The organism is Bacillus sp. z60-11, assembly GCF_046464135.1.
Classification (GTDB): Bacteria; Bacillota; Bacilli; order Bacillales; family Bacillaceae; genus Bacillus; species Bacillus sonorensis_A.
In genome coordinates this window covers 274,157-287,281 of sequence record NZ_JBIYSN010000004.1, presented here as the reverse complement: position 1 = coordinate 287,281, position 13,125 = coordinate 274,157, and the positions used below count along the sequence as shown (strand labels likewise).

The 13,125-nt window shown below is 48.4% G+C and carries 11 protein-coding genes; 4 read left to right on the top strand and 7 right to left on the bottom strand.

Features of this window, described 5'->3' with window-relative positions; all coding sequences use genetic code 11:
* Positions 1-175: 175 nt before the first annotated feature.
* Positions 176-364 (bottom strand): hypothetical protein, encoded by a 189-nt coding sequence (locus tag ACINLD_RS13650; RefSeq protein ID WP_409444842.1) that lies wholly within the window; start codon positions 362-364, stop codon positions 176-178.
* Between the two features lie 55 nt (positions 365-419).
* Positions 420-1,259 carry a LysR family transcriptional regulator gene (locus ACINLD_RS13645; RefSeq protein WP_328700225.1) on the bottom strand — a complete coding sequence of 280 codons (840 nt, stop codon included), beginning with the start codon at positions 1,257-1,259 and terminating at the stop codon, positions 420-422.
* A gap of 143 nt (positions 1,260-1,402) precedes the next feature.
* On the opposite strand from ACINLD_RS13645, the gene ACINLD_RS13640 reads away from it, so the two are divergent.
* Together ACINLD_RS13640 and ACINLD_RS13635 are read left to right on the top strand one after the other, a co-directional pair.
* Positions 1,403-2,503, top strand: coding sequence for a Gfo/Idh/MocA family protein (locus ACINLD_RS13640; protein WP_409444841.1), 1,101 nt, complete (start codon positions 1,403-1,405; stop codon positions 2,501-2,503).
* 192 nt (positions 2,504-2,695) lie between these two features.
* Positions 2,696-3,358 carry a YczE/YyaS/YitT family protein gene (locus ACINLD_RS13635; protein ID WP_026585856.1) on the top strand — a complete coding sequence of 221 codons (663 nt, stop codon included), beginning with the start codon at positions 2,696-2,698 and terminating at the stop codon, positions 3,356-3,358.
* A gap of 226 nt (positions 3,359-3,584) precedes the next feature.
* Here ACINLD_RS13635 and ACINLD_RS13630 read toward each other — a convergent pair whose 3' ends face one another.
* Together ACINLD_RS13630 and ACINLD_RS13625 are read right to left on the bottom strand one after the other, a co-directional pair.
* Positions 3,585-4,451, bottom strand: a complete 867-nt coding sequence (locus ACINLD_RS13630) for an AraC family transcriptional regulator (RefSeq protein ID WP_026585855.1) — start codon at positions 4,449-4,451, stop codon at positions 3,585-3,587.
* Positions 4,426-5,277: an alpha/beta hydrolase gene (locus tag ACINLD_RS13625; RefSeq protein ID WP_409444840.1), complete on the bottom strand. Its 852-nt coding sequence runs from the start codon at positions 5,275-5,277 to the stop codon at positions 4,426-4,428. The genes ACINLD_RS13630 and ACINLD_RS13625 overlap by 26 nt, the downstream gene beginning before the upstream one ends.
* 90 nt (positions 5,278-5,367) lie before the next feature.
* Between ACINLD_RS13625 and ACINLD_RS13620 the strand changes: the two genes are divergently transcribed.
* Positions 5,368-6,048: a 4'-phosphopantetheinyl transferase family protein gene (locus ACINLD_RS13620; RefSeq protein WP_026585854.1), complete on the top strand. Its 681-nt coding sequence runs from the start codon at positions 5,368-5,370 to the stop codon at positions 6,046-6,048.
* 18 nt (positions 6,049-6,066) lie between these two features.
* On the opposite strand, the gene ACINLD_RS13615 is transcribed toward ACINLD_RS13620, so the two are convergent.
* A complete protein-coding gene (locus ACINLD_RS13615) occupies positions 6,067-7,416 on the bottom strand; it encodes a PLP-dependent aminotransferase family protein (protein WP_026585853.1) in 1,350 nt (449 codons plus the stop codon).
* Between the two features lie 135 nt (positions 7,417-7,551).
* Here ACINLD_RS13615 and ACINLD_RS13610 point away from each other — a divergent pair, with 135 nt between their 5' ends.
* A complete protein-coding gene (locus tag ACINLD_RS13610) occupies positions 7,552-8,463 on the top strand; it encodes a DMT family transporter (protein WP_409444839.1) in 912 nt (303 codons plus the stop codon).
* Positions 8,464-8,517: 54 nt separating this feature from the next.
* Here the strand turns inward: ACINLD_RS13610 and ACINLD_RS13605 are convergent, their stop codons facing one another.
* Together ACINLD_RS13605 and ACINLD_RS13600 are read right to left on the bottom strand one after the other, a co-directional pair.
* A complete protein-coding gene (locus tag ACINLD_RS13605) occupies positions 8,518-9,249 on the bottom strand; it encodes a thioesterase II family protein (RefSeq protein WP_409444838.1) in 732 nt (243 codons plus the stop codon).
* Positions 9,250-13,101 carry a non-ribosomal peptide synthetase gene (locus ACINLD_RS13600; RefSeq protein ID WP_409444837.1) on the bottom strand — a complete coding sequence of 1,284 codons (3,852 nt, stop codon included), beginning with the start codon at positions 13,099-13,101 and terminating at the stop codon, positions 9,250-9,252.
* Between the last annotated feature and the right edge of the window lie 24 nt (positions 13,102-13,125).

Genomic DNA, 13,125 nt, shown 5'->3' with positions numbered 1-13,125 from the left:
CAAAAAAACATCACACACGCGATATCGGTCAATATATCCCAATTCTTTAGAAATTTACGCCAATGTTCATGAAATTGTTTTATCTTTTACTTTTCTTTTCAATAAAAAAACTTCTTAACATCATTTTGTTAAGAAGTTTACAACGAGATACAGGACCATTGATCCATCATTAAATTCAATTCTTTTTCGTTCCCTTTTTTAAGGCTTTTATTTCAATTTTCAGGACAAGATACAGACAAACAACAAGAGCGATGATGAAAGCGATCCAAAGAGGGACAAGCAGAAAAGGCGCATATGCTGACACAGCCATCAACAGGATGGCGGCTAATAAAAACAGACTGATGAACCTTAATATGATCAGCAACTGAATCATCCTTTTTTTACTCATTATATCACAACATTTTACATTTATGGTGTTCTCATTCCTCTGCAAGGGTATGACTCAGCTCTGTGAACTGTTTTTCTATCGGTGTCAGCTTATGATTTAATCGGGTGATCATATACATATCGATATACCGGTGCATCGGGGGCACCTCTAAAAACCGTGTGATCTTGAAGCGTTTGGCGACTCGTTTGGAGACGAGGGAAATCCCCATGCCGATAGAGGCAAGCTGTACAAGCGTCTGCATATCGCCGAGCTCGATCAATTCTCCATGCCTGATATTTCTTTCTGCAAAAAGGCTTTCCAGGATGGAGAGATATAGACACTTATCTGAAAGCACAAGCAGGTTTTTCCCCTCTAAATAGTCTTCCAAGCATGTGCTGTCATCGATGCCTCCTCCGATCACGATCATTTCTTCAACACCGGATTTTTGATAGTGGATATTCTTGTTTTCCATCGATCCGATGGTGTAAGCCACATCAATATGTCCAAGCAGAAGCTGCTCCTCAATATATTCTGTATTGCCCGTTTTTAATGTCACCGATAAGTTCGGATACATGTGATAAAGACGGCTTAAAGAGCTTGCCAGCCGCGTTCCGCCGACAGACATCATCGTGCCGATTCGGAGTTTTTGTTCCTGCGTTTTCATCTTGCTTTCGGTTTCTTCCCACAGGAGGAGCATTTTTTTAAACTGATCGTAGAGCACTTTTCCCTCTTTTGTCAGCTGAACCCCTTTTGAGCTTCTGATAAACAATTCCTGCTGGTAATGGGCTTCTATTTTTTTAATTTTTGCCGTCATATTTGATTGGAGATGATTCAGCTTTGCGGCGGCGGCCGAAATGCTTTGCAGCTCAGCGGCCGACAAGAATGCCTTCATATTTTCAATGTCCAGCGGTTTACGCCTCCTTATCAGAAAAAATGATAGCAGCATCATTTATTAACATTTTTCACGATGACCATCCCTCATTATACTTGAATTAGCTCAAAACTTGCCACATATCGGCGTAGGAGGGATCATTCATGAAACATCGCACAATCAACACGGGCATCATCGGAGGCTCGATGAATAACCAATGGGCCAGCCGCACCCACATTCCGGTTCTAAAGGACAGCCCGCATTTTCGCATCACCGCAATCGGAACGTCCAACATCGACACCGCAAACAAGAGCGCGGCCGCCATCAACGCACCACTTGCCTTTACAGTTCACCGGGCATTGGCGGCTGCAAAAGAGGTCGATCTAGTCGTCGTCAGTGTCAAGGTTCCTTTTCATTATGAAGCTGCAATCGCAGCCATCGCGGCGCATAAACACATCTACTGCGAATGGCCGCTCGGTGTCAGCACCCAACAAGCCAAAGAATTGGCGGATTCGGCTGAACAAGCAAACATCCATCATGCCGTCGGATTGCAGGCGAGACAATCTCCGGAAATCAAGTACATGAAGCAGGCGATCAAAAAGGGCGAAATCGGCAGGGTGCTCTCCAGCACAATGCGTGTCGCCACACAAGGAAAAGGCGGAACAGCCGACCTGAAAAACAGCTACCTTCTAGAAAAAAAAAATGGCGCTGACCTTTTAGCGATCAACGGCGGACATTCACTTGATGCGCTTTGCTACATCCTGGGTGACTTTAAGGAACTGTCATCCATCATGAATATGAATTATGCAGAAGCCGTTCTCCAGGAAACCGGTGAAAAAACCCGAAAAAACACCGCTGACCAAATCGTGATAAACGGGACACTCACAAACGGCGCATCATCTTCCATTCATATTGAAGGCGGGGTTTTACCGGCATTTCGTTTAGAAATCCAAGGGGAAAAAGGCGCTTTTCGCCTGACACAGGAGCGTTCCTTAGGACACGTCCAGTTCGGCCGTCTCAAACTTGAAAAAGCGGAGCACATCGGCGGTGCTGAGGATATCCATTGGAAAGAAATCAGCCGCTCATCGGACAAAGACATGAATCCCGCAGGTTATGTCGACAGAGCGTATCATGTTTTGGCAAAAGATATTTTGGCCAATACATGGGACATTCCCGGCTTTCACGATGCTGTGAAGCTGCATGAGCTGTTGGATGCAGTACGCAAGTCGGCCGAGACGGGCAAAAAGGTGATACTCCACCATTAGGGACAGACCGCAGGGCTGTTCCTCCCCTTCTGAAAGGAAATGATTGGATCCATCCCAAATCCGCTCTCATCAATGTGTTCAAGCATCTAAGAATGCTTGCCTGCCGGCAGCGAGGGCATAATTCCTATTCTGCTGACGAGCGGTTTGTGTTACAATGACATTCGATTGTTTTTTTGGAAAGAGGGGAATCCATTGAAGCGAGAACTTGTTCTGCGCTGGCTTTTTTATTTTGTCGGATTGCTTGTTTTGTCTTTTGGGGTTTCTCTTACGATTGAAGGAAAGGTGCTCGGCATCGGTCCGTGGGATGCATTCCATTACGGCCTGTTCATGCTGCTCGGGCTTTCTGTCGGCCAGTGGGCGATCATTGTCGGAGCCGTCATCGTAGGCTTAACATCATTGTTTACGAAGGCATGGCCGAAAATCGGCGCCGTGTTAAACATGTTGTTAATCGGTATTTTTATAGATTTTTTTAATTATATTCTGCCCGATCCGGAGACGCTCTTGTCTGCCACTGTCGTATTCTTTCTGGGCGTCATTTTTATCGGGTACGGGGTCGGCATTTATGTATCGGCAGATCTCGGGGCCGGCCCCCGCGACTCCCTGATGCTTTTGATCTCGGAGAAAACGGGCTGGAATGTTCAATGGGTCCGCAACGGAATGGAACTGACGATTTTGTTCATCGGCTGGCTGCTCGGCGGACCGATCGGAATCGGAACCGTCCTGACCGCCATCATGACAGGCTTGATTTTGCGCTTTTCCCTGCCGCAGTCCAAACAGCTGCTTTCCTTTACAATGGCTGGACGGCGGCCGAAAACAGCCCGGCCTGTACATGTGTCATTGAAGAAAAACGGATGAGAAAAGCAGGCCCGCGCGTCCTGCTTTTCTTATTTTCATTACAATTTTAGAGTTGTCTTTCGATCTCGCATTCTTCCAGACTTTTCATCCTTTTTTAAATGGTAAAGGTCAATATCAATAGATGAATCGTCATGCCTCAAGTCCTCTTAAGTTTGCCTAATATCTATGGAAACCGCTCCTATCTTGTCCCTAGCATGGCTGGTGAATGCTCAGGCGTTTCACTCGATTACGCTTTTTTCACAACCGGTATCCAAATCTCAGTCACATGATCAGCCGATGTGACATCGCCGTCTTCAGGATATGATTCAAACTGCGGAGCATGGGCCAGCTCATAGCCTGTCGCCGGGAACCATTCCGAGAAAATCCGCTCCCACGTTTGGTTTACGGCTTCATCGACGGGGCCTGCGGCCTCAAACACAGCCCAGGTCGCGGCGGGAATGTCTTTGACGATACAGCCTTTGGGAAGGTCATCGGTTGTTTTTTCGACCCCTATAACATAGTTGAACGTTTCAGCTTGGTCGTTGAAATCCATGCAGACGCCGAGAAAGCCGAGTGGTCCGGCGTATGGCTGTAAAGAATCGGTGAACCCGTTTTGATTTAATTCATCCCAAAAAGCCGGAATCAGCGTTTGGTTTTGACCATCCTTCACCGTGACTTCCAACACTTTGCCGATCACTTGAAACGATTCTTTATCAACAATTTTGTAATTCATGTCCTCTGCTCCTTTGATTTGGATTTGAAAGGAAAGACGGGGAAACGCCCGAAGCGTCCGGCCTTCTTCACGCGCCTGGGACGGGCTCATTCCGTGCAGCCTGCTGAATGCTTTTGAAAATGATTCCGGTGTATTGTAGCCATACTTGAGGGCCGCATCAATGACTTTTACATCTGAGGCGGCCAGTTCCTGGGCGGCGACCGTCAGTCTGCGGTTGCGAATGTATTCGGCAAGGGTGACGCCTGTCAGCATGTAAAACATGCGTTGAAAATGAAATTTTGAGCAGTAGGCGATCTTGGCGATATCCTCATGCCGCAGCTCTTGATCGAGGTGCTCCTCAATATAGTCAATGCTTTCAGCCAAACGATTCAGGATTTCCATTGTTTTTCTCCTTCCGTTTTTTCATCATAACAGCCCTGTTTGAGAGGCTCCTGTCATTCTGTGCGTTGTTCTGACAGGAGCCAAACAGCCATTTGACCGCTTCCGGGAACCGATCAGCAAACCTTTCAAGCCGGTGAGCCCCGCCTTCATCGAGAACAAATGTAAGGTCTTTCCGAAAAGCCGCGCTTTCTTGCAAAATGCGGTAAGCCTCCTTAGTTCTCGGTATCATTTCTTTCTGGAGATTGCTGCGGTCTGTCCCTTCCGTGCTCCCGACATCCATATAGATGCGCAGATTCGCATTTTTGAAGTGTTGACTCCTCATCCATTCGATCATTCCCGGAAACCAGAAGGAACCTGACAAAGAACCGATCTTCCCGAAGGTTTCCGATGCGCGGTATCCGGTGTAGATCGAGATCAGTCCGCCGAATGACTTTCCGATGATCCCCGTGCTTTCACGGCTTGGGTCTGTCTGATAGTGCCGATCGATATACGGCTTTAACTCATTTGCCAAAAAATCGGCATACAAAGCGCCCTGTCCGCCGTACATGTGGTCAGGCTTGATCAAATGCGGTGCGGAAAACGGCGTGTATTCGCTTTCTCTGTCTTCTGAAGCAACACCGATCAGCAGCAATTCCGGAATGTCGCGATTTGAAAACAGCTTTTCGATGGCTGATAGGCTGCTCGTGTATACCGGATCGAAAACATCTCCCCGGTCCTGCACATATAGGGCGGGATACCGTTTGGTTCCATTTCGGTATGAAGGAGGCAGATAGATGAAAAGATCCCTGCCGGAAAAGGTATCTTTTATTAAAGTTCCGTTGATCATATGTATTTCGCTCCATTCTTTTCTGTCTTTCCAGCCGCCTGTTTGCTAAAATCAAAGATAAGAAAAAATCACGTGAAGAGGTTCAATTTGATGAAGATTTACGCTGTTTATATCGATCAGCTGCCCGGGCCCGACCAATTTGAACGGATGATGGCTATGGTGTCTGACGATAAAAGAAAAAAAGTCAACAGATACAGATTTCCTGAGGATGCAAATCGGACGCTGATCGGAGAAGTCGTGATCAGGCATATCATCAAAAAAACATTCGATTTGCCGAATGAGCAGATCACATTCACCGAGGGACGTTACGGAAAACCGTCAGCCGAAGACCTGCCTGACTTTCATTTTAATACCTCCCACTCGGGAAAATGGATCATATGCGGGGTCGGAAGGAGACCGATCGGGGTGGATGTCGAGAAAATCAAACCGATCAATTTCGATATTGCACAGCGGTTTTTCTCCCCCGCTGAACATCGCGATCTGCTGGAGAAACGTGAGTCCGAACGCCTATCTTATTTTTATCATCTTTGGACAATGAAGGAAAGCTTTATTAAGCTGGCGGGAAAAGGTCTGTCACTGCCGCTCGATTCTTTTTCCGTCAAACTTGGAGAAGGAGGGCGCGCCTCAATTGAAACGCCGCCTGATTACCCTCCCTGCCATCTTCAAGTGTATGAGATTGATCCCGGTTATAAAATGGCGGTTTGCTCTGAGTCACAAGACTTTCCCAAAGATGTTGTCTTGTTAACATATGAAGATCTGTTAAACGGATGATACCGGGCCCGCTTCCGTTTAATAGCGGGCCGTGTCGACCGCCTGCTTCAATTGTTCGATCCCGCGCCGAATGTCTGCTTCCTTGACATTGGATGTATTGATTTTTAATAGATTCCGTTTTTCGAAGGATGATAAATAATGAGGCGTAATCGGCTCCAGCAGGACATTGCGCTTTTTCATGCTTTTGATCAGGCGGGAAGCCGAAAGATTTCGGTCTAATGCAAGGTGTGTGTGAATGCAGGGCTGGAGAGCGGGTTGAAAATCAACCCCAGTCCCTGCCGACGCGAAATGGTCTTGTAATCGGGCATGCAGCAGGCGTGATCTTTTTTCGTACGAAGAACGGATTTTTTGCTTATGCTTTTCAAACATCCCGCTTTTCAAATAGATTTCCAGAGCGGCCTGGGACAGCATCGAACTGTCGATGTCAAGCAGCTGTTTATACTGATTGAAGACCGCTGTCAGCGAATCAGGCAGAACGGCCACCCCGACGCGCAGACCCGGAAACATCACTTTGGAAAAGCTTTTTAAATAGATGACGTGTGAAGAGACGTCATAAGCAAACAGCGGGTCCGCCTTTTTATTCCCTTCCAGATCGCCGAGAAAATCATCCTCGACGATAAATACGTCATACTTTTCCGCAAGTCTGACGATGCTCTTTTTCTCCTGTTCCGTATAGGAGGTTCCGAGCGGATTGTGAAATCGCGGCATCGTGTAAAAGAATTTGATGTCCTCCGTTTGAAAGAGGCGTTCCAATTGTCCGATATCGATCCCTTGCGCCGTCCGTTCGATGCCGATTGCTGGGAGGCCGTGGACTTCAATGTATTTGATCAATAAATGATAGCTCGGCTGTTCAATGAGGATGTTCCGCTTCCCGTTCGGAAACGGCATCGAGGCGAGCAATGCCAACGCCTGCTGAACGCCCGATGTAATGAAAATATTGTCCTCGTTTGTAAACACTTGAGTGTTTGTCAGCTCTTTTCGGATGACTTTTATTAATGACGGAAGCCCTTTTGGCGTTCCATAGATGAACAAATCGTTTTTGTATGTATCAATCGCCTGATTGATGCAATGCTGAAAATCAATGTATGGAAACACATCCGGATCAGGAGCCGACGCGGCGAAGTCTATCACGTCCCCTCCTCTATCCAGCTGCTGTTTCGTTTTTTTGACGACGTAATAGCCGCTTTTCGGCACAGAAAAGATAAGATGCCGCTTCTCCAGTTCCCCAAGCGCCCGAATCGCCGTGCTTTTGCTCACACCAAACTGTGCGGCAAGCGTCCGGATCGACGGCAGCCTGTCCCCTTCCTGATACGATCTTCCTTCGATGAGAGCCTCCAGTTCATTCATCAGCTCGACGTATTTTTGCATGTTTTTCTCCCTTTGTCTGAAATTTGTACCGGTACAGATCAGTATTTTTTGTATTGTGCCGGTGTTCGCTTCCGTATAAGATGACAGAGCCGGTTAAATTACAGTATTGCATGCATACACACGGAGTTGAAAACCATGAACAAATCTGCTTATCTTGCAGCTTTATTATACGCTTTTATCATCGGATTTTCTTTTTTCTTTATTAAATTGGCGCTCACGGCGGCAGAACCGGTGGACATCCTCGCTCACCGTTTTACCGCAGCCTTTTTGGCCGCGCTTTTTCCCGTGATCTGCGGCTGGGTCAAGATCAGGCTCAGCTTGAAAGACATGCTGGTGATCTTGCCGCTGGCGCTGTTTTATCCCGTCATGTTTTTTGCCTTTCAAGTGTTTGGACTCGTCTACACGTCTTCATCTGAAGCGGGCATCATTCAAGCGGCGATTCCGATTATCACGATGATATTGGCTTCTTATGTGTTAAAGGAACGGTTCACGAAACGCCAGTTTTTTTTCACCGTCCTGTCAGCGGCGGGGGTGGCCGCCATTTTTTTCATGAAAAGCGCTGGCGCCGGGGGCGCTGACGTAAGGGGAACCGCGCTTATTTTGCTTTCGGCTCTTTCCTCGGCGGCTTACAGCGTGCTTGCGAGAAAGATGACCCGCTCCTTCAGCTCTCTTGAATTAACATATGTAACAACCGGGGCGGGCTTTCTTTTTTTCAATGGCATGGCCGGTGTCACACATTTGTCATCAGGCACGATTTCCGGCTTCTTTGCCCCCTACACAAATCCGGTATTTTTGCTGTCCATTCTGTATTTAGGCATATTATCATCGTTTGCGACATCGTTTTTGTCAAATTACGCACTGTCCAAAATCGAAGCCGCGAAAATCAGCATGTTTAATCATTTGGCTACATTGGTAACGATTTTAGCGGGGATACTATGGCTTGGAGAGAGTCTGGAATGGTTTCATTTGCTTGGAAGCGTGATGATCATCACCGGGATCGTCGGCGCCACTGTCATTCAATCTAAAAAGAAATATGCCAACACATGAAAAAAGCGGAAAATCGGCCATGTATCCACCGATTTTCCGCTTTTTCTACATGGTTTATACAGGGGTTTTGCCGGTCGACGCAATGATCGACCTGATGCGCGCGGCGACCTGCTCTGTTTCTGAGAGAAGAAACATATGGCCGCCTGCAAAATAATGAAAATCAATGTTCTTCACCCATTGCCTCCAGCCAAATGCATCTTTTACACATTTGTCATCCTTTTCCCCGTTCAGCATATGGACAGGCGAGCTAACCACTGTATGGTCACTATGGCTGAACGTCTCGAGCGCTCTGTAGTCGGCTCTGAATGAAGGCAGGAAGAAGTTGATCATCTCCCTGTTCTTCACCAGTTCTTCAGGTATTCCGCCCAGCTGGATGAGGTGATCGAGAAAGGCGTCATCATCATAGTCGGAAACCTTTTTCCGTTTGATATGAGGCGGCTGGATCGCTGAAATGACGACAGCTTGCGGATGGATCCCCTCTTTTTCAAGCTTTTGCGTCAGTCTGTATACGACCATTCCTCCCATGCTGTGGCCAAACAGCACAAATGGCTGGAGCAGCTTCGGCTTGAGCGCCGTAAAATACATGTCGACGAGCTTTTCCAAATCATCGACAGGCTCCATGCGATTCGTCCCGTGCCCTGGCGGTTCTGCCGCCAACACCTCGCAATCGGTTTGCAAATGTTCGTAAAGCGGCCGGAATGATGCCGAATAGCCCCCGGCAAATGGGAAGCAGATCAATTGAATGCCGCCCGGAGCCGATCCGAACTGTTTGAATAAATCATTCACCTATCGTACACCTCCTGCTCTTGCAGGACGGCCTTCCAAAATCGGCTTGATGAGCTCTGCGTTTCGTTCGGCAAATTCTGCCGCAAGCATTTCATCATGTTTCCCGCATCCTTGATAGCTGCGGCAGGAAGCGCTCGTGCCTTCTTCCCAAGCGGAAAGCCATGCCGGAAGCGGACTCGTCTCTTCCGATTTGATCAGGTGAATATCAGCGCCGACTTTTCCCCGGTGGATCACGTTCACAAAGTATGAATAATACGCGCTCATCTTTTTGAAAATGCCTTGCTGAACCGCCTTGATTTGCAGATATTCATTATCTTGGTTGGCTTCCATCAGTCGAGCCACGTCATCTTCAATCGTACGTCCTTTTAAATCGCTGACATCGTTTTTCATATAGGAATCAATCATCAGCAGTTTTTCAACCTGCCGTCCGTTTTTTTCAAGCTCTTGCGCCACTTCAAACGCGAGGGCGCATCCGGCCGAATATCCCATCAATGTCAATGGACCCTCAGGCTGAAGATTGATGATGGCTTCAGCGAAGCGCTCGATCCGATCATCGCTTTCAATAAAATCAAAGGCGCAAAGCTTGTATTCGGGCAATTGTTCGGCAAGTTTGCCGTACATCACGCCATACCCGAGGACAGGCGGGAATGCAAACACCTGCCGGCTGCTTTCCGGATTGAAGACGGTTTTCCCCGCTTCGCCCGACTCCCCTCCGTTTTCGATATAAGCCGCGAGATGCGCAATGGTCGGCTTGTCAAACATGACATGCACCGGAACGTCGATGGCAAGCTCCTTTAAAATACGGGAAGTGACAGCCATTGCTTTCAATGAATGACCGCCGATTTCAAAAAAGTTCTCATCAATGCCGATCTTCGGCCTCCCCAATACGTCCGACCAAATGGCCGCAAGCTTTTTCTCCGTCTCATTGCGCGGCTCTCGTTCATCAGCTTTTTCGGTAGGTGCCGTCGCTTCCGGCAGATACCGACGATCGACTTTGCCGTTTGCCGTCAGCGGAAGCTCTTCAAGGATGACAAATCCCGCTGGCACCATATACGCCGGAAGCTGGCGGGCCAGTCCGCGGCGAAGCGCCTCTTCTGACACATCTTCTTCAGGGGTTGGAACGACATACGCGGCAAGGACCGCATCCCCGCTCTCACTTCGTCTTGTGAGAACAACGGCTTCTTTTACGCTTTGTAAGCGGAGAAGCTGTTCTTCAATTTCGCCGAGCTCGATCCGATGTCCGCGGATTTTCACCTGATCATCCACCCGCCCGATGAAATCGATGTTGCCATCCGGCAGCCAGCGGGCAAGGTCGCCCGTCCGGTACATGATGTCACCGCTCTGAAACGGATGCGGAACAAATTTTGCCGCCGTCAGATCTGCCCTGTTTAAGTAGCCCCGCGATACACCGGCGCCGCTGATGCACAGCTCCCCGACCGCTCCCAGCGGCTGCAGCCGGCCGTTTTCCGTCAGAATGTATGCCCCTGTTTCGTTCAACGGTTTGCCGATCGGGATGGAAACGGCGGTATCAGGCACACTGTTGACCGGATAAAATGTCGCAAATACGGTCGTTTCCGTGGGGCCGTATACATGAATGATCCGATCCGGCCCCATCGCGGCAAGCGCTTTTTTCACATGTCTGACAGATGAACGCTCGCCTCCAAACAGCACTTTGCGAAGGCCTTTCATCCAATCCGTTCCCTCATCGACAAGCAGGTTGAACAGCGCCGTCGTCGCAAACATAACCGTGATGTTTTCGTTTTGAATCGTTTCCGACAGCTTGTTGATATGAAGAATGGTCTTTTGATCAGCAATCACCAATTTTCCTCCGTTGAGCAGTGCGCCGTACAGATCAAATGTAAAACCGTCAAATGCATAGTTTGACAGAGACAGCACTGTGTCGTGCTGTGTGATGTCTATATAATTCGTCTCTTTGACGACCCGAGCGATATTGGCGTGCGTCGTCAAATTTCCTTTCGGTTTGCCCGTGGTTCCCGATGTGTACATGATATAAGCTAATGTCTCCGGCCGCCCGTCCAATTCAAGGTTGTCTCCGCTTTCTGCGGATGCGGCCGGACCGTCGATGGCAATCGTTTCTCCTTTGAAGGAAAGCTGTGCCGCTTGATCCTGAAGCTCTTCCTGAGTGAGCAGGCATACCGCTCCGCTGTCTTCAAGCATGTATTGAATGCGCTCTCTCGGATACTCCGGATCGATCGGCAAATAGGCACCTCCCGCTTTTAACACCGCAAGTATCGCGATGACCATTTCCGGTGAACGCCGGAAAAAGAGGGCGACGGCTTTGTCCCTGCTGATGTTCTTCTTGCGGAGCAGACGGGCGAGTCTGTTCGCCTGTTCGTTCAGTTCGGCATATGTAAGCGTTCGTCCGGCTGCCGAAACGGCAGGTTGTTCAGGGATGGCTTCCGCATAATGTTCAAACCATTGCGGCAGTGTCAGTCTGGCTTTTTCTTCGTCCGCTGGAGGATTCAACTCAGACAGCAGACGCGTTTTTTCCTCTTCCGGCACCACATCGATATCATCCAGCGGCTGATGCGGATTGCTGACGATCTCCCGGATTGCGGTTAGCAGCTGTTCTTTGAGACGGACGGCGAATGCAGAGTCATAGACGTTTCGGTTGTAAGCCAGCTTCAGCAGCATTTCCTCGCCTGGAGATGCAAGGAGATTCAGATCGTAATTTGATTTTTCAAAAACGCTGACATCGCCCATTGTAAAGCCGAGATTTTTTTCTTCCTGCTGTTTGTTGGCTTCTTGGAGCGGATAGTTTTCAAACACGATGATGTGGTCGATTAAATCCGGCGCCCCGATATGGCTTTGGATGTCATAGAGCGGCACATATTGATGAGGCTCAGATTCGAGCGACTGCTTCTGCAAATCGGTGATCAGCTCCGTAAAAGTCGTCTGCCCGTCGAATGTCACCCGTTTCGGCACGACATTGATAAAGAGGCCGACCATGTGCTCCACACCATTGATTTCCGCGGGGCGTCCCGATACCACTGTACCGAAGATCAGGTCGCGCGATCGCTGATAACGGCTCAAAAGCACGGACCATACCGCCTGAAGAGCTGTGCTCAATGTCGTGTTGTGAGCCTTTGCAAGCCGTGTGAACGCTTCCGTGTCCTCCTTTGGCAGAGTAAACAGCAGCTCTTCGGGCTGACTGACGGGTTGTTCTGTTTTATTCCGCTGTTCTCTGAAGGTTGTCTGTCCTTCAAAACCGTCTAAATAGGTTTGCCAATAGGCCAGCGATGTTTGCTTATCCTGCTGTTCAAGCCATTTGATATATTCTTTGTACGGTTTGACTGGGGGCAGACTGTAAGGCTTGTTGTCGCGGAGCGCATTGTACACTTTGAAAAGCTCCTGAACCACAACGCCGAAGCACCAGCCGTCCAGCAAAATATGATGGTAGCTCCAAACCCATTCGTAATGATCCGTTCCTTTTTTGAAAATGGCGGTTCTCATCGGAATGTCTTTTGCGAGTTGAAAGCCTTTTTCTTTGTCTTTTTGTTTATATTCTTCGATTTTTTCGTTCTGTTCTTTTTCAGAAAGCCCGCTTAAATCGATTTCTTGCACTGCAAAGGTTCTTTGTTTTAAGACGACCTGAACCGGTCTTTTCATTTTTTCATGTACAAATACGGACCGGAAAATATCATATCTATCAATGATCACATTCATGCTTTTTTCTAGAATCTCTTTTTCGAAGGACCCCTTCACCTGCATGCTGATCTGTTCAATGTAGAAACCTTGTCCAGGGTGAAGCAGCGTGTGAAACAGCATCCCTTCCTGCATCGGCGATAAGTAATAAATGTCCTGTACATGCTCTTTTTTGAACTGGCTCATGATCGTTCCCCCTTTCATGGATAC

What these genes read in the sequence shown, in the direction of transcription:
- ACINLD_RS13645 (WP_328700225.1), bottom strand. Translation starts at nt 1,259, where the DNA reads ATGAAGGCATTCTTGTCGGCCGCTGAGCTGCAAAGCATTTCGGCCGCC.
- ACINLD_RS13640 (WP_409444841.1), top strand. Translation starts at nt 1,403, where the DNA reads ATGAAACATCGCACAATCAACACGGGCATCATCGGAGGCTCGATGAAT.
- ACINLD_RS13630 (WP_026585855.1), bottom strand. Translation starts at nt 4,451, where the DNA reads ATGGAAATCCTGAATCGTTTGGCTGAAAGCATTGACTATATTGAGGAG.
- ACINLD_RS13625 (WP_409444840.1), bottom strand. Translation starts at nt 5,277, where the DNA reads ATGATCAACGGAACTTTAATAAAAGATACCTTTTCCGGCAGGGATCTT.
- ACINLD_RS13620 (WP_026585854.1), top strand. Translation starts at nt 5,368, where the DNA reads ATGAAGATTTACGCTGTTTATATCGATCAGCTGCCCGGGCCCGACCAA.
- ACINLD_RS13615 (WP_026585853.1), bottom strand. Translation starts at nt 7,416, where the DNA reads ATGCAAAAATACGTCGAGCTGATGAATGAACTGGAGGCTCTCATCGAA.
- ACINLD_RS13610 (WP_409444839.1), top strand. Translation starts at nt 7,552, where the DNA reads ATGAACAAATCTGCTTATCTTGCAGCTTTATTATACGCTTTTATCATC.
- ACINLD_RS13600 (WP_409444837.1), bottom strand. Translation starts at nt 13,101, where the DNA reads ATGAGCCAGTTCAAAAAAGAGCATGTACAGGACATTTATTACTTATCG.